Consider the following 20,920-nt stretch of genomic DNA (forward strand, 5'->3'; position numbering starts at 1 on the left):
TCATTACGTTAAGCGTTAATGGTACAGATAAGAAAAAGCCCAAGTTAGTGAACTAACTTGGGCTTTTTTTATTTCTAGCGTCAGATGATTAATATCAGAGGCACTCTATGTTTAGCGGCCAACCGATATCAGTTTGACGGTTCGACTCGATTTCTAATTCAGCAGCCGTCAATGGGTTGGCTTCTAACCATTGCTTAGACAGGTTTAATGTTAGCTTGTCATCTTGTGCCGTTAACTTCACTTGAGCTACAAGATCAGGGCTACGGCGATGGGTTAACAAAATGGCTAAGCGCAGAATACGTAAAATACGTTTGCTGCTAGTACCTGATACTGCGTGTTGCTCTGGCAGTGATGTCAGCTGTTCGCGGTAGCGGCGTACAAGTTCACCTAGATAGTGTTTTTGAGCACGTGTAAAACCGGGTAAATCCAAGTTTTGTAATAAATACGCGCTGTGTTCGCCACCTTTTTTGAAATCGATGGTTAAACCAATCTCATGCAGTTTAGCTGCGGTTTGCAAAAGAATTCCCGCCTGAGGTTCTGATACCCATGCATCAGCGCCCGCTTGTTCAAATAGAGATTGTGCTAACGATGCGACTTGCTCACCGTAAGTAACATCCATTTGGTAGCGAGACTGAACGCTAGCTACGGTACGAGCTCGAATATCTTCTTGGCGTAATTCAACGACCATCTCATAAGCAAGGCCTTCACGTAGCGCTCCGCCTGCAAGGGTCATTGAGTCAATCTCAAGTAGCTCAAAGATAGCAATCAGAATAGATAGGCCACTCGGGAACACTAATGCTCGCTCCAGTGTGAGTCCTTCTATTTCTAGCTCTTCGAGCCTTTCTGTTGCCATTGCTTGTTTTTGGAGGCGTTTGAGCTTGGTGTGAGTGATTACCTCATCCATACCTTGTGCCAACATGATTTCTTGCAAAGCTTGAACGGTACCACTTGCACCAACACAGACATCCCATCCGATATCAGTGTAGCTATCAAGGATTGGCGCCAAGGTTGATTTTGCAGCTTCAATAGCATTGTCGAAGTTGGTTGCGGTCAATTGGCGATCTTTAAAGTGACGCTCAAGCCAAGTAACACACCCCATTTTTAAGCTGGTTAACGCTTTTGCTGAGAAACCTTCACCGATGATCATCTCGGTACTTGCACCACCAATATCAACCACCAAGCGGCGGCCACTGCCTCCAGAAGTGTGCGCAACACCTTTATAGATAGTCGCAGCCTCTTCTTCACCAGAGATAACATTGATGTCGTAACCGAGTATTTGGTTCGCTTTCTCTAGAAAGATATCCACATTTGTTGCAGTACGCAGAGTCGCGGTACCGACAATGCGGATATTTTCTTTAGGAATGTCTTGCAGTCGCTCTGCAAAGAGACTCAAACAGTCCCAGCCTCGCTGCATGGCTTCATTACTAAGCGCGTTATGTTCATCTAAGCCTGCAGCCAAACGAACTTTACGTTTAATTTTTGCCATGGTCTGTACGCTGCCATCAATATGACGCACAACGAGCATATGAAAACTGTTCGACCCGAGGTCGATTGCAGCGAAAAGCGGAGGTGACACTGTTTGACTCATAAGCGACTAAGCTTCCTTGTTATGACGCGGTTGGCGAGGGCGACGGTTTTGATTTGGTTTACGGTTACCGTTACGTGGGCCATTGTTATTTGAGCGACGCTGCTGCGGGTTACGCGGACGTAAACGCAGTGGTGCTGGTAGATCTTCCATTAATGCCGTTGCATCATAGTCAGAAACTGGAATCGCGTGTTCGATGTATTCTTCAATCGGAGGAAGATTGATTGCGTAATCTTCACAAGCGAAACTAATTGAATGACCACTTTCACCAGCACGGCCTGTACGGCCAATACGGTGAACATAATCTTCACAATCATCAGGTAGATCGAAGTTGAATACGTGTGTTACTTGAGGGATATGTAAACCACGAGCAGCAACATCCGTTGCAACTAACAGGTCAACTTCACCTTGAGTGAACTGCTCAAGAATCTTTTCACGTTTCTTCTGCGGAACATCACCGTTAAGCAGGCCTACACGGTGTCCGTCGGCTGCTAGGTGGCCCCAAACCGACTCACACTTATGCTTCGTGTTAGCGAAGATAATTGCGCGATCTGGCCATTCTTCTTCAATCAACGTTTGTAGCAGTGCCATTTTGTGTTCATTTGAAGGATAAAATAATTCTTCTTGAATACGGTGGCCTGTTTTACGCTCTGGCTCAACAACAACATGCTCTGGGTTATGCATGTGTTCGAACGCAAGTTCTTGTACGCGGTAAGACAGCGTCGCAGAGAACAGCATGTTCAAGCGATCTTTAGGTTCTGGCATGCGACGGAACAAGAAGCGGATGTCTTTAATGAAGCCCAGATCAAACATACGGTCGGCTTCATCAAGCACAACAGCTTGAATGTAGTTAAGGTTGAAAACCTTCTGTTTGTAGAAATCGATGATACGGCCTGTAGTACCAATTAAGATATCTGCGCCTTCTTCGATTTTACCCTGTTGCTTATCGTAGCTTTCGCCGCCGTAAGCAAGTGCTGCTTTGATACCAGTGCTTGCGACTAGAGAATCAGCATCGTTGTAGATCTGAATCGCGAGTTCACGCGTAGGTGCCATAATAATCGCACGTGGCTGGTTAGGCTTACGCCCTTCATGCTCAGGTGTTTTTAGCAGGTGGTTAAAAGTAGCAGTGAGAAACGCAAGCGTTTTACCAGTACCCGTTTGGGCCTGGCCTGCAATGTCTTGGCCGGTGAGCAGTACCGGGAGCGCCAAGGCTTGGATAGGGGTACAGTAATCGAACCCTTTTTTCTCCAATCCTTCAATGACTTGCGGGAGTAAATCCAAGTCGGCGAACTTTTGCTCTGTGATATGCGTCTTTTTCATTGCTATAGAATATCAGCTTAAGCTTGCAATACGAAAGTAAATACATTCCAATAGGGCATCTATTTACTGGTTATCATCCAACCAGTTCTAAAAAATACATTGGAGTGGAAGATGAGTGATAAGATTTTGCAGCTAACTGATGACGGTTTTGATAACGATGTAATCAACGCTGCAGGCCCGGTTCTTGTTGATTTTTGGGCTGAATGGTGTGGTCCTTGTAAGATGATCGCTCCGATTCTTGATGAAATCGCAGACGAGTACGAAGGCAAACTCACTATCGGTAAATTAAATATCGACCAAAACGCAGGCACTCCACCGAAATTTGGTATTCGCGGTATTCCAACGTTACTTCTTTTTAAAGATGGTGGCGTAGCAGCAACTAAAGTTGGTGCATTGTCTAAAACTCAACTTAAAGAGTTCCTAGACGCTAACCTATAATTAGGTGAGCATTTGAAAAGAAACCGCGCAGTTAACAGATGCGCGGTTTTGTTTTTTCTAAGCTATGGACTAGTCTTAGTTTTAGTGCTAATTTATCGCACGTTAATTGAACAAATTCTCTTCTTGGTCGAGCCTGTGACCAAATCCTTCTTAACTTAAGAAAACAGATCCTATTTTGACTAAACAAACTTCCACCACTATGAATCTTACTGAACTGAAGAACAGACCTGTGTCTGAACTTGTTAAACTTAGCGAAAGCCTAGGTCTTGAAAATCAAGCTCGTCTAAGAAAGCAAGACATTATCTTCTCCATCCTTAAAGCGCATGCAAAAAGTGGTGAAGACATCTTTGGTGATGGTGTTCTAGAAATTCTTCAAGACGGTTTTGGCTTCCTACGTAGCGGCGACAGCTCATACCTTGCTGGCCCTGATGATATTTACGTATCACCTAGCCAGATTCGTCGTTTTAACCTACGCACGGGTGACTCTATTGGCGGTAAAATCCGTCCACCTAAAGATGGCGAACGTTACTTTGCTCTGCTTAAAGTAAATACGGTTAACTACGATAAACCAGACAACGCTCGTAACAAGATCCTTTTTGAAAACCTGACTCCTCTTCACGCCAACGAACGTATGGTGATGGAAGCGGGTAATGGTGCGACAGAAGATATCACGGCACGAATTCTTGACCTAGCTTCACCAATCGGTAAAGGTCAGCGTGGTCTTATTGTTGCTCCGCCTAAAGCGGGTAAAACAATGCTTTTGCAAAATATTGCCCAAAGCATTGCTCGTAACCATCCTGAGTGTGAACTAATGGTTCTACTTATCGATGAGCGTCCAGAAGAAGTAACAGAAATGCAGCGCCTAGTTAAAGGCGAAGTAATCGCATCAACTTTTGATGAGCCAGCATCTCGCCACGTACAAGTAGCAGAAATGGTAATCGAGAAGGCGAAGCGTCTTGTTGAACACAAGAAAGATGTGGTTATCCTACTGGACTCAATCACTCGTCTAGCTCGTGCTTACAACACTGTTATTCCTTCATCAGGTAAAGTTCTTACTGGTGGTGTTGATGCAAATGCTCTACATCGTCCAAAGCGTTTCTTCGGTGCGGCACGTAACGTAGAAGAAGGCGGTAGCTTAACTATCATCGCAACAGCACTGGTTGATACTGGTTCTAAGATGGATGAAGTAATCTACGAAGAGTTTAAAGGTACAGGTAACATGGAACTGCACCTAAACCGTAAGATTGCAGAAAAACGTGTATTCCCAGCGATTGATTTCAACCGCTCAGGTACTCGTCGTGAAGAGCTGCTTACTAAGAGCGATGAACTACAGAAGATGTGGATCCTGCGTAAGATTGTTCACCCTATGGGCGAAACTGATGCAATGGAATTCCTTATCGACAAGTTAGCAATGACTAAAACGAACGATGAGTTCTTTGACGCAATGCGTCGTCAGTAATCTTGACTCGTTTATAGTTGTTAAAAAGCGCTGCCTTCGGGCGGCGCTTTTTATTTGCATTTTACAGCGCTAGCTTGCAGAATGACAAAAAGTGTTAAAAGGAAGTTAAAATGCAACATGGACTGTTGTCATCATTACTCCTGTCTACTTCACTGTTACTTTCACCGGTTGGTATGATTTACGCCACCGAGATGTCTCCACATACAGTAGAGTCTTGGCTTGAGAATGATCAAGTAAAACTGAAAACTGCTGAATTACTCGAGCTTGTTGTGCGTGATGAAGTTAATTCTCTACGCTTTGCGCTTGAGCGCCTGACATTTCCCCAACAAGAGGTGGCTCGTTACCAACTCTTGAAAAAACTCGAACAACAAAAAATCGTACTTACTCCTAAGATGTCTATCTTCATTGAGCAGCAACTCGCTATCACACCGACTTATCAAGTTCTGGAACGCGGGGATGGCTATGAGTTTACGGTACCTGCTTTTAATTACCCTTCGATTGCCAACCGTTTAATCAAGCAGTGGCACCAAGACCAAAAGACATTGGTGTTTGTGCTAGATGCTGAGAAGCAAGATCTTGATTTGAAAACGTGGCTGTCGGGCTCTGAACATCAAGTGCAAACTCGAGAGGCTCTATTAATCAGAGAGCTAGACAGTTTATCGCCCGAGGCTGTGGACTATCTAACGAAGCAGCTGACTAAATCTTCCATTGTGAGTTGGTTACCTTCAACTGAGGTAGTGGTTCGATTAGCTCAGGTTAGTGAAGACCCAGAGGTCTATAAGATTTTATGGCGTATGAAGGCAGATTATAGCAGCCAAGCTGAGTTAGTACGTCTTGCTGAAACTAGACAAACGTTCGCTCTTGAACAGGTTATGGCTGCGACCAAAAACCCTCGATTGAAAGACGAAGCCATCACATTGCTGACAAAGGTCAACCCGTTGTCGGATGAGGTTAAACAGTTTCTTGTCTCTCGAATGGCGATTGCCGATGAAGCACCATTAGTTGCTCGTGAATTGGCAAAACAAGGTCATACGCGTTGGTTGCAAGACCTAGTGAATGATAACCCTCAGGTTAAGAGTTCTTTGATTGAGCAAGCCTTACCGTAAAGTGGATTTTGCCTCTCAATAACCTTACTAAAAAGGGGGATCTCAGTGTCACCCTTTTTGATATACTGAGTGCAGAATAATCAGCATGTAGAAGTCCTATGAGTTTTAAAGATTTACGTGATTTTATCGACCATCTTGAAAATATTGGTCAGTTGAAACGCATTTCTCACCCTGTCGATCCAGATTACGAAATGACCGAGATTAGCGACCGTACTCTACGTGCTGGTGGCCCTGCTTTGTTATTTGAAAACCCAATAGGCTATGACATGCCTGTTTTGACCAACTTATTTGGAACACCTAACCGTGTTGCTATTGGCATGGGCCGTCAAGAAGTCAAAGAGTTACGTGAAGTGGGTAAGTTACTTGCCTACCTTAAAGAACCTGAACCACCAAAAGGCTTTAAAGACGCTCTTGATAAGCTGCCTGTGTTTAAGCAAGTCTTAAACATGCCGGCTAAACGCCTTCGCAAAGCGGCTTGCCAACAAGTTGTATGGCAAGGCGATGACGTCGACCTAGATAAAATTCCCGTGATGAGCTGTTGGGCGGACGATGTCGCGCCATTGCTAACATGGGGTTTAACGGTTACTCGTGGCCCGAACAAAAAACGCCAAAACTTAGGCATCTATCGCCAACAAAAGATCGGTAAAAACAAAGTTATCATGCGTTGGTTAGCTCACCGTGGTGGAGCGCTTGATCTACGTGACTGGATGGAAACTAACCCAGGTAAACCATTTCCGGTATCTGTAGCGTTTGGCGCCGATCCTGCAACGATTCTTGGCGCGGTTACACCAGTACCTGATACGTTATCTGAATACGCGTTTGCTGGTTTACTACGTGGTAGTAAAACTGAGGTGGTTAAGTCTGTGAGTAATGACCTCGACGTCCCAGCAAGTGCTGAAATCGTGATGGAAGGTTACATTGACCCTAATGAGTTCGCAGATGAAGGACCATATGGAGATCATACCGGCTATTATAATGAGAAAGAAAAGCACCATGTGTTTACGATTACTCATGTCACCATGCGTGAGAATCCAATCTATCACAGTACCTATACAGGGCGTCCGCCAGATGAACCTGCAGTATTAGGAGTGGCACTCAATGAAGTGTTTGTTCCTATTCTACAAAAGCAGTTCCCAGAGATAGAAGACTTTTACTTACCACCGGAAGGTTGTTCATACCGAATGGCAGTAGTGACCATGAAGAAGCAATACCCAGGTCACGCTAAACGAGTGATGATGGGAGTATGGTCTTTCTTACGCCAGTTTATGTACACTAAATTTGTCTTGGTATGCGATGAAGACGTCAATGCTCGAGACTGGTCACAAGTCACAGCGGCCATGTGTAAGCATATGGATCCGTCACGTGATAGCTTGATGATAGAAAATACACCTATCGATTCGCTAGATTTTGCCTCTCCAGTGGTCGGCTTAGGTTCTAAAATGGGCTTAGACATTACTAAGAAGTGGGATGCTGAGTTAGCGCTGTCGCCAGATGTAGAAGCAACACCTGCAAATAGCGAACATATAGAAGGTAGCTTAGCTGAGTTAACCAAAGCTTTACCCGAAATTATAGATATTCACCTACAGAACGACAACGCTAGTATGGTTGTGGTGTCTATCGATAAGAAAGCGGTAGGTAATGGTAAGAAAATCATGGAAGCGGTTTGGTCTCAGTTCGATGAGAACAAGTTTGTTATTGTGTGTGATGGTGACGTTAATGTGAGTGACTGGAATGACATTATCTGGGCAGTGACCACTAGAATGGATCCTGAAAGAGATACGTTATTCCTACAGAATGAGACAGGACACTCCAAAATGGGGCTAGATGCGACCAATAAATTGGAAGGTGAGTGTCTTCGTGAATGGGGCGTTCCAATCACAAAAGATCCTGAGCTCGTCAAAAAGATTGATAGCATTTGGGAACAGCTAGGAATTTCATGAGCTACCAAGTAGTCTTATATCCAGAAAACATCAGTTTCACAGTAGAGAAAGGGCAAACGATCTTGGATGCTGCGCTCAACAGCAATATCAATTTCCCAAATCGTTGCCAAGTTGGTGCATGCGCTATGTGTATGTGCAAAAAATTAGAAGGGCAAGTGAGTTACCACCTTGAGCCCATGCTCACAGAGAAAGAGCAGCAACAAGGTTGGGTTTTTGCTTGCCAAGCATTTGCAGAAAGTAATTTAGTTCTAACCTTTGCCGATTAAGGGTTAGTAAGAGGAAGAACATGACTATTAAATGTAAAGTGAAGTCTATCGAGCCTTTGGCTTGTAATACTTACCAGATCCTACTCCACCCAGAAACGCCGGTAGCTTTTAAAGCTGGCCAATACTTAATGGTTGAAATGGGCGAAAAAGATAAGCGTCCATTTTCTATTGCAAGTAGCCCTTGTCGACATGAAGGTGAACTTGAGTTACACATTGGTGCGGCTGAGCACAATGCTTATGCTTCAGAAGTCGTTGAAGCAATGAAAAAAGCACAAGCAGAAGGTGGCGACATTGCTATTGATGCTCCGCACGGTGATGCGTGGGTTAAAGAAGAAAGTGAGCGTCCTCTGTTACTCATTGCTGGTGGTACTGGTTTTAGCTATGTGCGCTCTATTCTCGATCACTGCATCGCGCAGAACAGTAAAAAAGAGATCCATCTATACTGGGGCGCAAAAGATGAGTGCCAGCTGTATGCAAAAGAAGAACTTCTCGATATTGCAGAAAAACATAGCAATGTACACTTTGTACCAGTAGTAGAAGAAGCTCCTGAAGTTTGGCATGGCCAAACTGGTAATGTGCTTGAAGCAATTACTCAAAGTTTCGAATCATTAGCTGATTTCGATATCTATATTGCAGGCCGCTTTGAAATGGCAGGTGCAGCAAGAGAGCTATTTACGCAAAATAAAGAAGCAAAACGTGACCATATGTACGCTGATGCTTACGCTTTTATCTAAGAATTCTCTTAAGTTTTGAATAAAAAGAGAGCAGAAATGCTCTCTTTTTTCTGTTTAGGTGAACTATTAGGCAGTTAAGCTCTATTTATTCATTTTTCATGAAAAAGTAGTTGCTAAGCTGAGAGGGTTCCCTATAATGCGACACCACTGAGACGGCAGACGCCACAAGGCTTCAGCAAGAATCAGTCAGACGGAAAGCGACAAAAATTAATTTTCAAATAGTGTTTGACACTGAATGTTAATTCGCTAGAATGGCCGTCCACTTAGAGAGGCTCCTTACTTAAAAGGAACGCTCAACAAGTAAAGCTCTTTAACAATTTAAACCTATCAATCTGTGTGGGCACTCGTTGATGAATATCAAAACGTTTTATCCTTTGGATAAAACAGTTACTTCGGTAACAAACTTGATTTCAATGAACTGAGTGACCAATACAAAATTAAGTTCACTTAATTTTGGCACAGTCAATTCATTATCATTCTGTTGGAATGGTAATAGCTTTAGAATTACATGTTTCTGTTCTTTTTCGAAAGAGCGGTAAATATTAGTTTTGAAGTCAGTATTCGTTGAGTCACAAAATCTTAAATTGAAGAGTTTGATCATGGCTCAGATTGAACGCTGGCGGCAGGCCTAACACATGCAAGTCGAGCGGAAACGACACTAACAATCCTTCGGGTACGTTAATGGGCGTCGAGCGGCGGACGGGTGAGTAATGCCTAGGAAATTGCCTTGATGTGGGGGATAACCATTGGAAACGATGGCTAATACCGCATAATGCCTACGGGCCAAAGAGGGGGATCTTCGGACCTCTCGCGTCAAGATATGCCTAGGTGGGATTAGCTAGTTGGTGAGGTAATGGCTCACCAAGGCGACGATCCCTAGCTGGTCTGAGAGGATGATCAGCCACACTGGAACTGAGACACGGTCCAGACTCCTACGGGAGGCAGCAGTGGGGAATATTGCACAATGGGCGAAAGCCTGATGCAGCCATGCCGCGTGTATGAAGAAGGCCTTCGGGTTGTAAAGTACTTTCAGTTGTGAGGAAGGGTGTGTAGTTAATAGCTGCGCATCTTGACGTTAGCAACAGAAGAAGCACCGGCTAACTCCGTGCCAGCAGCCGCGGTAATACGGAGGGTGCGAGCGTTAATCGGAATTACTGGGCGTAAAGCGCATGCAGGTGGTTCATTAAGTCAGATGTGAAAGCCCGGGGCTCAACCTCGGAACTGCATTTGAAACTGGTGAACTAGAGTGCTGTAGAGGGGGGTAGAATTTCAGGTGTAGCGGTGAAATGCGTAGAGATCTGAAGGAATACCAGTGGCGAAGGCGGCCCCCTGGACAGACACTGACACTCAGATGCGAAAGCGTGGGGAGCAAACAGGATTAGATACCCTGGTAGTCCACGCCGTAAACGATGTCTACTTGGAGGTTGTGGCCTTGAGCCGTGGCTTTCGGAGCTAACGCGTTAAGTAGACCGCCTGGGGAGTACGGTCGCAAGATTAAAACTCAAATGAATTGACGGGGGCCCGCACAAGCGGTGGAGCATGTGGTTTAATTCGATGCAACGCGAAGAACCTTACCTACTCTTGACATCCAGAGAAGCCAGCGGAGACGCAGGTGTGCCTTCGGGAGCTCTGAGACAGGTGCTGCATGGCTGTCGTCAGCTCGTGTTGTGAAATGTTGGGTTAAGTCCCGCAACGAGCGCAACCCTTATCCTTGTTTGCCAGCGAGTAATGTCGGGAACTCCAGGGAGACTGCCGGTGATAAACCGGAGGAAGGTGGGGACGACGTCAAGTCATCATGGCCCTTACGAGTAGGGCTACACACGTGCTACAATGGCGCATACAGAGGGCAGCAAGCTAGCGATAGTGAGCGAATCCCAAAAAGTGCGTCGTAGTCCGGATTGGAGTCTGCAACTCGACTCCATGAAGTCGGAATCGCTAGTAATCGTGAATCAGAATGTCACGGTGAATACGTTCCCGGGCCTTGTACACACCGCCCGTCACACCATGGGAGTGGGCTGCAAAAGAAGTGGGTAGTTTAACCTTTCGGGGAGGACGCTCACCACTTTGTGGTTCATGACTGGGGTGAAGTCGTAACAAGGTAGCCCTAGGGGAACCTGGGGCTGGATCACCTCCTTATACGAAGATAGTCACGATGAGTGTCCACACAGATTGATGGTTTAGATTTAGTTAAAGCCAGAGCTTTAATTAATAACGTAAGTTATTGATTAAAGCTTTTTGCTTTATGCTCTTTAACAATTTGGAAAGCTGACTGATTGATTTACTTACGAGTAATTCAATCAAATTTAAAAGTTCTCAATGTTTATCTTTCATTAGATAAACACAACAAACACATTCAAGTGTCTTGTATTCGAATCAATGTTTACATTGATTCACAATTGAGTCCGGCAAACAGTTATCAGGAATTAACCCTTCTTGATGACAACCAAAAACCTTGGTTAGTTGCCATACACTAAGACCCTTTCGGGTTGTATGGTTAAGTGACTAAGCGTACACGGTGGATGCCTTGGCAGTCAGAGGCGATGAAGGACGTAATAACTTGCGATAAGCCCAGATTAGGTAGTAATAACCTTTTGAGTCTGGGATTTCCGAATGGGGAAACCCACGTGCATAAGCACGTATCCTGTTGTGAATACATAGCAACAGGAGGCAAACCGGGGGAACTGAAACATCTAAGTACCCCGAGGAAGAGAAATCAACCGAGATTCCGAAAGTAGCGGCGAGCGAAATTGGATTAGCCCTTAAACTTTTAATGATGCAGGTGAAGAGTCTGGAAAGTCTCGCAGTAAAGGGTGATAGCCCCGTAACCGACACATCATAATCAGTGAAAACGAGTAGGGCGGGACACGTGATATCCTGTCTGAATATGGGGGGACCATCCTCCAAGGCTAAATACTACTGACTGACCGATAGTGAACCAGTACCGTGAGGGAAAGGCGAAAAGAACCCCTGTGAGGGGAGTGAAATAGAACCTGAAACCGTGTACGTACAAGCAGTAGGAGCACCTTCGTGGTGTGACTGCGTACCTTTTGTATAATGGGTCAGCGACTTAATTTTAGTAGCAAGGTTAACCGTTTAGGGGAGCCGTAGGGAAACCGAGTCTTAACTGGGCGTACAGTTGCTAGGATTAGACCCGAAACCAGGTGATCTAGCCATGGGCAGGTTGAAGGTTGAGTAACATCAACTGGAGGACCGAACCGACTAATGTTGAAAAATTAGCGGATGACTTGTGGCTAGGGGTGAAAGGCCAATCAAACCTGGAGATAGCTGGTTCTCCCCGAAAGCTATTTAGGTAGCGCCTCGGACGAATACTACTGGGGGTAGAGCACTGTTAAGGCTAGGGGGTCATCCCGACTTACCAACCCTTTGCAAACTCCGAATACCAGTAAGTACTATCCGGGAGACACACGGCGGGTGCTAACGTCCGTCGTGGAGAGGGAAACAACCCAGACCGCCAGCTAAGGTCCCAAAGTATAGCTAAGTGGGAAACGATGTGGGAAGGCTCAGACAGCCAGGATGTTGGCTTAGAAGCAGCCATCATTTAAAGAAAGCGTAATAGCTCACTGGTCGAGTCGGCCTGCGCGGAAGATGTAACGGGGCTAAGCTATACACCGAAGCTGCGGCTACGTACCTTAGGGTATGTGGGGTAGGGGAGCGTTCTGTAAGCCGTTGAAGGTGGTCTGTAAGGGCTGCTGGAGGTATCAGAAGTGCGAATGCTGACATGAGTAACGATAAAGGGAGTGAAAAACTCCCTCGCCGGAAGACCAAGGGTTCCTGTCCAACGTTAATCGGGGCAGGGTAAGTCGACTCCTAAGGCGAGGCCGAAAGGCGTAGTCGATGGGAAACGGGTTAATATTCCCGTACTTCTTACAATTGCGATGGGGGGACGGAGAAGGCTAGGTGGGCCTGGCGACGGTTGTCCAGGTTCAAGTATGTAGGCGGGTGGTTTAGGTAAATCCGGACCACTACTAACGCTGAGATACGATGTCGAGCTACTACGGTAGTGAAGTCATTGATGCCATGCTTCCAGGAAAAGCCTCTAAGCTTCAGATTGTAAGGAATCGTACCCCAAACCGACACAGGTGGTCGGGTAGAGAATACCAAGGCGCTTGAGAGAACTCGGGTGAAGGAACTAGGCAAAATGGTACCGTAACTTCGGGAGAAGGTACGCTCTTATCAGTGAAGTCCCTTGCGGATGGAGCAGACGAGAGTCGCAGATACCAGGTGGCTGCAACTGTTTATTAAAAACACAGCACTGTGCAAAATCGTAAGATGACGTATACGGTGTGACGCCTGCCCGGTGCCGGAAGGTTAATTGATGGGGTTAGTCTTCGGACGAAGCTCTTGATCGAAGCCCCGGTAAACGGCGGCCGTAACTATAACGGTCCTAAGGTAGCGAAATTCCTTGTCGGGTAAGTTCCGACCTGCACGAATGGCGTAATGATGGCCACGCTGTCTCCACCCGAGACTCAGTGAAATTGAAATCGCTGTGAAGATGCAGTGTACCCGCGGCTAGACGGAAAGACCCCGTGAACCTTTACTACAGCTTGGCACTGAACATTGAACCTACATGTGTAGGATAGGTGGGAGACTATGAAATTGCGTCGCTAGATGTGATGGAGTCGTCCTTGAAATACCACCCTTGTAGTTTTGATGTTCTAACGTTGGTCCCTGAATCGGGATTACGGACAGTGCCTGGTGGGTAGTTTGACTGGGGCGGTCTCCTCCCAAAGAGTAACGGAGGAGCACGAAGGTGGGCTAAACACGGTTGGACATCGTGTGGTTAGTGCAATGGCATAAGCCCGCTTGACTGCGAGAATGACAATTCGAGCAGGTGCGAAAGCAGGTCATAGTGATCCGGTGGTTCTGAATGGAAGGGCCATCGCTCAACGGATAAAAGGTACTCCGGGGATAACAGGCTGATACCGCCCAAGAGTTCATATCGACGGCGGTGTTTGGCACCTCGATGTCGGCTCATCACATCCTGGGGCTGAAGTCGGTCCCAAGGGTATGGCTGTTCGCCATTTAAAGTGGTACGCGAGCTGGGTTTAGAACGTCGTGAGACAGTTCGGTCCCTATCTGCCGTGGGCGTTGGAAAATTGAAAGGGGCTGCTCCTAGTACGAGAGGACCGGAGTGGACGAACCTCTGGTGTTCGGGTTGTCATGCCAATGGCATTGCCCGGTAGCTAAGTTCGGAATCGATAACCGCTGAAAGCATCTAAGCGGGAAGCGAGCCTTGAGATGAGTTTTCCCTGGCACTATAAGTGTCCTAAAGGGTTGTCGTAGACTACGACGTTGATAGGCAGGGTGTGTAAGTGCTGCGAGGCATTGAGCTAACCTGTACTAATTGCCCGTGAGGCTTAACCATACAACACCCAAGGGGTTTTGTGGACTCAAAGACAGACCTTGAATGAGTTTGAAGAGATATAACTTTTAAATAAGCTTTCCGAATTTTAAAATTTGCTTGGCGACCATAGCATTGTGGACCCACCTGATTCCATGCCGAACTCAGAAGTGAAACACAATAGCGCCGATGGTAGTGTGGGGTTTCCCCATGTGAGAGTAGGACATCGCCAGGCTTTAATTTCGACTTTGTCTATTTAATAGACAAGTCACCATAGAGTTCTAAGTTTTCTTAGTGTTTTATGTTGACTTTCAAAGTGGAAAGCGTATTATACGCGTCCTGCTTAAGTGCTAAGGCACTGAAAGCGTTCTCTTTTTAGAGAACACGCTCTTTAACAATTTAAACCTATCAATCTGTGTGGGCACTCGTTGATGAATATCAAAACGTTATTACTTAGGTAGTAACAGTTACTTCGGTAACAAACTTGATTTCAATGAACTGAGTGACCAATACAAAATTAAGTTCACTTAATTTTGGCACAGTCAATTCATTATCATTCTGTTGGAATGGTAATAGCTTTAGAATTACATGTTTCTGTTCTTTTTCGAAAGAGCGGTAAATATTAGTTTTGAAGTCAGTATTCGTTGAGTCACAAAATCTTAAATTGAAGAGTTTGATCATGGCTCAGATTGAACGCTGGCGGCAGGCCTAACACATGCAAGTCGAGCGGAAACGACACTAACAATCCTTCGGGTACGTTAATGGGCGTCGAGCGGCGGACGGGTGAGTAATGCCTAGGAAATTGCCTTGATGTGGGGGATAACCATTGGAAACGATGGCTAATACCGCATAATGCCTACGGGCCAAAGAGGGGGATCTTCGGACCTCTCGCGTCAAGATATGCCTAGGTGGGATTAGTTAGTTGGTGAGGTAATGGCTCACCAAGGCGACGATCCCTAGCTGGTCTGAGAGGATGATCAGCCACACTGGAACTGAGACACGGTCCAGACTCCTACGGGAGGCAGCAGTGGGGAATATTGCACAATGGGCGAAAGCCTGATGCAGCCATGCCGCGTGTATGAAGAAGGCCTTCGGGTTGTAAAGTACTTTCAGTTGTGAGGAAGGGTGTGTAGTTAATAGCTGCGCATCTTGACGTTAGCAACAGAAGAAGCACCGGCTAACTCCGTGCCAGCAGCCGCGGTAATACGGAGGGTGCGAGCGTTAATCGGAATTACTGGGCGTAAAGCGCATGCAGGTGGTTCATTAAGTCAGATGTGAAAGCCCGGGGCTCAACCTCGGAACTGCATTTGAAACTGGTGAACTAGAGTGCTGTAGAGGGGGGTAGAATTTCAGGTGTAGCGGTGAAATGCGTAGAGATCTGAAGGAATACCAGTGGCGAAGGCGGCCCCCTGGACAGACACTGACACTCAGATGCGAAAGCGTGGGGAGCAAACAGGATTAGATACCCTGGTAGTCCACGCCGTAAACGATGTCTACTTGGAGGTTGTGGCCTTGAGCCGTGGCTTTCGGAGCTAACGCGTTAAGTAGACCGCCTGGGGAGTACGGTCGCAAGATTAAAACTCAAATGAATTGACGGGGGCCCGCACAAGCGGTGGAGCATGTGGTTTAATTCGATGCAACGCGAAGAACCTTACCTACTCTTGACATCCAGAGAAGCCAGCGGAGACGCAGGTGTGCCTTCGGGAGCTCTGAGACAGGTGCTGCATGGCTGTCGTCAGCTCGTGTTGTGAAATGTTGGGTTAAGTCCCGCAACGAGCGCAACCCTTATCCTTGTTTGCCAGCGAGTAATGTCGGGAACTCCAGGGAGACTGCCGGTGATAAACCGGAGGAAGGTGGGGACGACGTCAAGTCATCATGGCCCTTACGAGTAGGGCTACACACGTGCTACAATGGCGCATACAGAGGGCAGCAAGCTAGCGATAGTGAGCGAATCCCAAAAAGTGCGTCGTAGTCCGGATTGGAGTCTGCAACTCGACTCCATGAAGTCGGAATCGCTAGTAATCGTGAATCAGAATGTCACGGTGAATACGTTCCCGGGCCTTGTACACACCGCCCGTCACACCATGGGAGTGGGCTGCAAAAGAAGTGGGTAGTTTAACCTTTCGGGGAGGACGCTCACCACTTTGTGGTTCATGACTGGGGTGAAGTCGTAACAAGGTAGCCCTAGGGGAACCTGGGGCTGGATCACCTCCTTATACGAAGATAGTCACGATGAGTGTCCACACAGATTGATTAGGTTTAGAAAGTAAAAGAGACGATATTGGGTCTGTAGCTCAGCTGGTTAGAGCGCTCGCCTGATAAGCGGGAGGTCGGTGGTTCGAGTCCACTCAGACCCACCAATATCGATGAGAAACAAAGATGGGGCTATAGCTCAGCTGGGAGAGCGCCTGCCTTGCACGCAGGAGGTCTGCGGTTCGATCCCGCATAGCTCCACCATCTTTAAGTGTTTTTATCTGAAAATATTTAAAAATGGTTTCGAAAGAAATCTAGCTCTTTAACAATTTGGAAAGCTGACTGATTGATTTACTTACGAGTAATTCAATCAAATTTAAAAGTTCTCAATGTTTATCTTTCATTAGATAAACACAACAAACACATTCAAGTGTCTTGTATTCGAATCAAACTTAGTTTGATTCACAATTGAGTCCGGCAAACAGTTATCAGGAATTAACCCTTCTTGATGACAACCAAAAACCTTGGTTAGTTGCCATACACTAAGACCCTTTCGGGTTGTATGGTTAAGTGACTAAGCGTACACGGTGGATGCCTTGGCAGTCAGAGGCGATGAAGGACGTAATAACTTGCGATAAGCCCAGATTAGGTAGTAATAACCTTTTGAGTCTGGGATTTCCGAATGGGGAAACCCACGTGCATAAGCACGTATCCTGTTGTGAATACATAGCAACAGGAGGCAAACCGGGGGAACTGAAACATCTAAGTACCCCGAGGAAGAGAAATCAACCGAGATTCCGAAAGTAGCGGCGAGCGAAATTGGATTAGCCCTTAAACTTTTAATGATGCAGGTGAAGAGTCTGGAAAGTCTCGCAGTAAAGGGTGATAGCCCCGTAACCGACACATCATAATCAGTGAAAACGAGTAGGGCGGGACACGTGATATCCTGTCTGAATATGGGGGGACCATCCTCCAAGGCTAAATACTACTGACTGACCGATAGTGAACCAGTACCGTGAGGGAAAGGCGAAAAGAACCCCTGTGAGGGGAGTGAAATAGAACCTGAAACCGTGTACGTACAAGCAGTAGGAGCACCTTCGTGGTGTGACTGCGTACCTTTTGTATAATGGGTCAGCGACTTAATTTTAGTAGCAAGGTTAACCGTTTAGGGGAGCCGTAGGGAAACCGAGTCTTAACTGGGCGTACAGTTGCTAGGATTAGACCCGAAACCAGGTGATCTAGCCATGGGCAGGTTGAAGGTTGAGTAACATCAACTGGAGGACCGAACCGACTAATGTTGAAAAATTAGCGGATGACTTGTGGCTAGGGGTGAAAGGCCAATCAAACCTGGAGATAGCTGGTTCTCCCCGAAAGCTATTTAGGTAGCGCCTCGGACGAATACTACTGGGGGTAGAGCACTGTTAAGGCTAGGGGGTCATCCCGACTTACCAACCCTTTGCAAACTCCGAATACCAGTAAGTACTATCCGGGAGACACACGGCGGGTGCTAACGTCCGTCGTGGAGAGGGAAACAACCCAGACCGCCAGCTAAGGTCCCAAAGTATAGCTAAGTGGGAAACGATGTGGGAAGGCTCAGACAGCCAGGATGTTGGCTTAGAAGCAGCCATCATTTAAAGAAAGCGTAATAGCTCACTGGTCGAGTCGGCCTGCGCGGAAGATGTAACGGGGCTAAGCTATACACCGAAGCTGCGGCTACGTACCTTAGGGTATGTGGGGTAGGGGAGCGTTCTGTAAGCCGTTGAAGGTGGTCTGTAAGGGCTGCTGGAGGTATCAGAAGTGCGAATGCTGACATGAGTAACGATAAAGGGAGTGAAAAACTCCCTCGCCGGAAGACCAAGGGTTCCTGTCCAACGTTAATCGGGGCAGGGTAAGTCGACTCCTAAGGCGAGGCCGAAAGGCGTAGTCGATGGGAAACGGGTTAATATTCCCGTACTTCTTACAATTGCGATGGGGGGACGGAGAAGGCTAGGTGGGCCTGGCGACGGTTGTCCAGGTTCAAGTATGTAGGCGGGTGGTTTAGGTAAATCCGGACCACTACTAACGCTGAGATACGATGTCGAGCTACTACGGTAGTGAAGTCATTGATGCCATGCTTCCAGGAAAAGCCTCTAAGCTTCAGATTGTAAGGAATCGTACCCCAAACCGACACAGGTGGTCGGGTAGAGAATACCAAGGCGCTTGAGAGAACTCGGGTGAAGGAACTAGGCAAAATGGTACCGTAACTTCGGGAGAAGGTACGCTCTTATCAGTGAAGTCCCTTGCGGATGGAGCAGACGAGAGTCGCAGATACCAGGTGGCTGCAACTGTTTATTAAAAACACAGCACTGTGCAAAATCGTAAGATGACGTATACGGTGTGACGCCTGCCCGGTGCCGGAAGGTTAATTGATGGGGTTAGTCTTCGGACGAAGCTCTTGATCGAAGCCCCGGTAAACGGCGGCCGTAACTATAACGGTCCTAAGGTAGCGAAATTCCTTGTCGGGTAAGTTCCGACCTGCACGAATGGCGTAATGATGGCCACGCTGTCTCCACCCGAGACTCAGTGAAATTGAAATCGCTGTGAAGATGCAGTGTACCCGCGGCTAGACGGAAAGACCCCGTGAACCTTTACTACAGCTTGGCACTGAACATTGAACCTACATGTGTAGGATAGGTGGGAGACTATGAAATTGCGTCGCTAGATGTGATGGAGTCGTCCTTGAAATACCACCCTTGTAGTTTTGATGTTCTAACGTTGGTCCCTGAATCGGGATTACGGACAGTGCCTGGTGGGTAGTTTGACTGGGGCGGTCTCCTCCCAAAGAGTAACGGAGGAGCACGAAGGTGGGCTAAACACGGTTGGACATCGTGTGGTTAGTGCAATGGCATAAGCCCGCTTGACTGCGAGAATGACAATTCGAGCAGGTGCGAAAGCAGGTCATAGTGATCCGGTGGTTCTGAATGGAAGGGCCATCGCTCAACGGATAAAAGGTACTCCGGGGATAACAGGCTGATACCGCCCAAGAGTTCATATCGACGGCGGTGTTTGGCACCTCGATGTCGGCTCATCACATCCTGGGGCTGAAGTCGGTCCCAAGGGTATGGCTGTTCGCCATTTAAAGTGGTACGCGAGCTGGGTTTAGAACGTCGTGAGACAGTTCGGTCCCTATCTGCCGTGGGCGTTGGAAAATTGAAAGGGGCTGCTCCTAGTACGAGAGGACCGGAGTGGACGAACCTCTGGTGTTCGGGTTGTCATGCCAATGGCATTGCCCGGTAGCTAAGTTCGGAATCGATAACCGCTGAAAGCATCTAAGCGGGAAGCGAGCCTTGAGATGAGTTTTCCCTGGCACTATAAGTGTCCTAAAGGGTTGTCGTAGACTACGACGTTGATAGGCAGGGTGTGTAAGTGCTGCGAGGCATTGAGCTAACCTGTACTAATTGCCCGTGAGGCTTAACCATACAACACCCAAGGGGTTTTGTGGACTCAGATGTATCAGACCTTGAATGAGTTTGAAGAGAAATACTTTTAGATAAGCTTTCCGAATTTTAAAATTTGCTTGGCGACCATAGCATTGTGGACCCACCTGATTCCATGCCGAACTCAGAAGTGAAACACAATAGCGCCGATGGTAGTGTGGGGTTTCCCCATGTGAGAGTAGGACATCGCCAGGCTTTAAATTAAATCTTTAGGTCGACCGACCTGGGGATATGGACGCTCACTTAGTGAGTTGACCACTGCGGAGTGGTAGTTCAGTTGGTTAGAATACCGGCCTGTCACGCCGGGGGTCGCGGGTTCGAGTCCCGTCCACTCCGCCACTTATTAGAAAAGCCCTGCTAGAAATAGCAGGGCTTTTTTACATCTCAAGAAAAGTGTTTTTTTTGCTGAATGAGTTCCATAGAGATGTTGTCCTCATTTATCGGCCCTGCATGAAACGCTCCCGCTATACCGGAACATATTAGAAAGCCTAGTCTGACGACTAGGCTTTCGTCGTTTCTGGGGTATGAGTTTTAACTCTTGGTTTTGGCTTCCGTAAAAGGTTGTTTTTGCTAGTAATCGTTGAATCAACGATTGATTAGAAAGCTGTGCTAGCAATAGCAGGGCTTTGCGTTTATGGGCTCTAACATGACAAATTGATTTTAATAAATAAGTTAGCAGGAGTTTTCTAAGTGGTTGCGGCTTCTTAATTACTTTTGTGAGTGATGATTAAACCTCGTTTTAAACTTCGGAGTTTTATTGTGTCTCAGTACTGATTTCGTCTAGATATTGAAACTCCGCTGTTATACATTCACTTCTTCAACCTTGAATTAATAGGTTGGTTACGGAGGTAGGTCGGATTTACGTGCTCCAACGCTTTGAGGTACATTACTGAAATGTAACTTTCATCTAATGATTCCAGTTACTAAGCTCACTGTAATTTAGAGCTAATCTCTATCAAATGATAACTACTGCGAAATGTTCTTCCTTTCGGTACAAATCCAACCAAATTATCTGATCGTTATTTCTTCAAAAATCTATAT

At 46.6% G+C, this 20,920-nt stretch carries 8 protein-coding genes, 3 tRNA genes and 6 rRNA genes; 15 read left to right on the plus strand and 2 right to left on the minus strand.

Going from position 1 to position 20,920, the window contains the following annotated elements; translation table 11 throughout:
• Positions 1–94 precede the first annotated feature (94 nt).
• Both gppA and rhlB read right to left on the minus strand, forming a co-directional pair.
• On the minus strand, positions 95–1,588 hold the full coding sequence (gene gppA, locus OCV36_RS00285; RefSeq protein ID WP_102553978.1) for a guanosine-5'-triphosphate,3'-diphosphate diphosphatase: 1,494 nt from the start codon (positions 1,586–1,588) through the stop codon (positions 95–97).
• 6 nt (positions 1,589–1,594) lie between these two features.
• Complete coding sequence (gene rhlB, locus OCV36_RS00290; protein WP_135459216.1) at positions 1,595–2,905, minus strand: ATP-dependent RNA helicase RhlB; 1,311 nt, start codon at positions 2,903–2,905, stop codon at positions 1,595–1,597.
• A 111-nt stretch (positions 2,906–3,016) separates the two neighbouring features.
• Between rhlB and trxA the strand changes: the two genes are divergently transcribed.
• The 15 genes from trxA (at position 3,017) to OCV36_RS00365 (ending at position 20,218) form a co-directional block, all read left to right on the plus strand.
• The gene (trxA, locus tag OCV36_RS00295) at positions 3,017–3,343 is read left to right on the plus strand and encodes a thioredoxin TrxA (protein ID WP_010440700.1); all 327 of its coding nucleotides are present in this window, start codon (positions 3,017–3,019) and stop codon (positions 3,341–3,343) included.
• 199 nt (positions 3,344–3,542) lie between these two features.
• Positions 3,543–4,802, plus strand: a complete 1,260-nt coding sequence (rho, locus tag OCV36_RS00300) for a transcription termination factor Rho (RefSeq protein WP_029222011.1) — start codon at positions 3,543–3,545, stop codon at positions 4,800–4,802.
• 110 nt (positions 4,803–4,912) lie between these two features.
• The gene (locus OCV36_RS00305; protein ID WP_135459217.1) at positions 4,913–5,908 is read left to right on the plus strand and encodes a hypothetical protein; all 996 of its coding nucleotides are present in this window, start codon (positions 4,913–4,915) and stop codon (positions 5,906–5,908) included.
• Positions 5,909–6,006: 98 nt separating this feature from the next.
• Positions 6,007–7,848, plus strand: coding sequence for a 4-hydroxy-3-polyprenylbenzoate decarboxylase (gene ubiD, locus OCV36_RS00310; protein WP_135459219.1), 1,842 nt, complete (start codon positions 6,007–6,009; stop codon positions 7,846–7,848).
• Positions 7,845–8,114 (plus strand): 2Fe-2S iron-sulfur cluster-binding protein, encoded by a 270-nt coding sequence (locus OCV36_RS00315; RefSeq protein WP_029225162.1) that lies wholly within the window; start codon positions 7,845–7,847, stop codon positions 8,112–8,114. The genes ubiD and OCV36_RS00315 overlap by 4 nt, the downstream gene beginning before the upstream one ends.
• Before the next feature lie 20 nt (positions 8,115–8,134).
• Complete coding sequence (gene fre / locus OCV36_RS00320; RefSeq protein ID WP_135459221.1) at positions 8,135–8,848, plus strand: NAD(P)H-flavin reductase; 714 nt, start codon at positions 8,135–8,137, stop codon at positions 8,846–8,848.
• Between the two features lie 581 nt (positions 8,849–9,429).
• Positions 9,430–10,984: ribosomal RNA gene (locus OCV36_RS00325) — 16S ribosomal RNA — on the plus strand.
• Between the two features lie 356 nt (positions 10,985–11,340).
• Positions 11,341–14,234: ribosomal RNA gene (locus OCV36_RS00330) — 23S ribosomal RNA — on the plus strand.
• 95 nt (positions 14,235–14,329) lie between these two features.
• Positions 14,330–14,445, plus strand: a 5S ribosomal RNA gene (gene rrf / locus OCV36_RS00335).
• Between the two features lie 426 nt (positions 14,446–14,871).
• Positions 14,872–16,426, plus strand: a 16S ribosomal RNA gene (locus OCV36_RS00340).
• Positions 16,427–16,493: 67 nt separating this feature from the next.
• Positions 16,494–16,570: transfer RNA gene (locus tag OCV36_RS00345), tRNA-Ile, on the plus strand.
• A gap of 21 nt (positions 16,571–16,591) precedes the next feature.
• Positions 16,592–16,667 (plus strand) — tRNA-Ala (locus OCV36_RS00350).
• A gap of 300 nt (positions 16,668–16,967) precedes the next feature.
• Positions 16,968–19,861: ribosomal RNA gene (locus OCV36_RS00355) — 23S ribosomal RNA — on the plus strand.
• Positions 19,862–19,958: 97 nt separating this feature from the next.
• Positions 19,959–20,074 (plus strand): 5S ribosomal RNA (gene rrf / locus OCV36_RS00360).
• The 16S, 23S and 5S rRNA genes sit together here with 3 tRNA genes alongside, the layout of an rRNA operon.
• A 67-nt stretch (positions 20,075–20,141) precedes the next feature.
• Positions 20,142–20,218 (plus strand) — tRNA-Asp (locus OCV36_RS00365).
• The last annotated feature ends 702 nt before the right edge of the window (positions 20,219–20,920 follow it).

It is taken from the genome of Vibrio echinoideorum, from assembly GCF_024347455.1.
GTDB classification, from domain to species: Bacteria; Pseudomonadota; Gammaproteobacteria; order Enterobacterales; family Vibrionaceae; genus Vibrio; species Vibrio echinoideorum.

Coding starts and splice junctions, on each gene's coding strand:
- gppA (WP_102553978.1), bottom strand. CDS start 1,588: ATGAGTCAAACAGTGTCACCTCCGCTTTTCGCTGCAATCGACCTCGGG.
- rhlB (WP_135459216.1), bottom strand. CDS start 2,905: ATGAAAAAGACGCATATCACAGAGCAAAAGTTCGCCGACTTGGATTTA.
- trxA (WP_010440700.1), top strand. CDS start 3,017: ATGAGTGATAAGATTTTGCAGCTAACTGATGACGGTTTTGATAACGAT.
- rho (WP_029222011.1), top strand. CDS start 3,543: ATGAATCTTACTGAACTGAAGAACAGACCTGTGTCTGAACTTGTTAAA.
- OCV36_RS00305 (WP_135459217.1), top strand. CDS start 4,913: ATGCAACATGGACTGTTGTCATCATTACTCCTGTCTACTTCACTGTTA.
- ubiD (WP_135459219.1), top strand. CDS start 6,007: ATGAGTTTTAAAGATTTACGTGATTTTATCGACCATCTTGAAAATATT.
- OCV36_RS00315 (WP_029225162.1), top strand. CDS start 7,845: ATGAGCTACCAAGTAGTCTTATATCCAGAAAACATCAGTTTCACAGTA.
- fre (WP_135459221.1), top strand. CDS start 8,135: ATGACTATTAAATGTAAAGTGAAGTCTATCGAGCCTTTGGCTTGTAAT.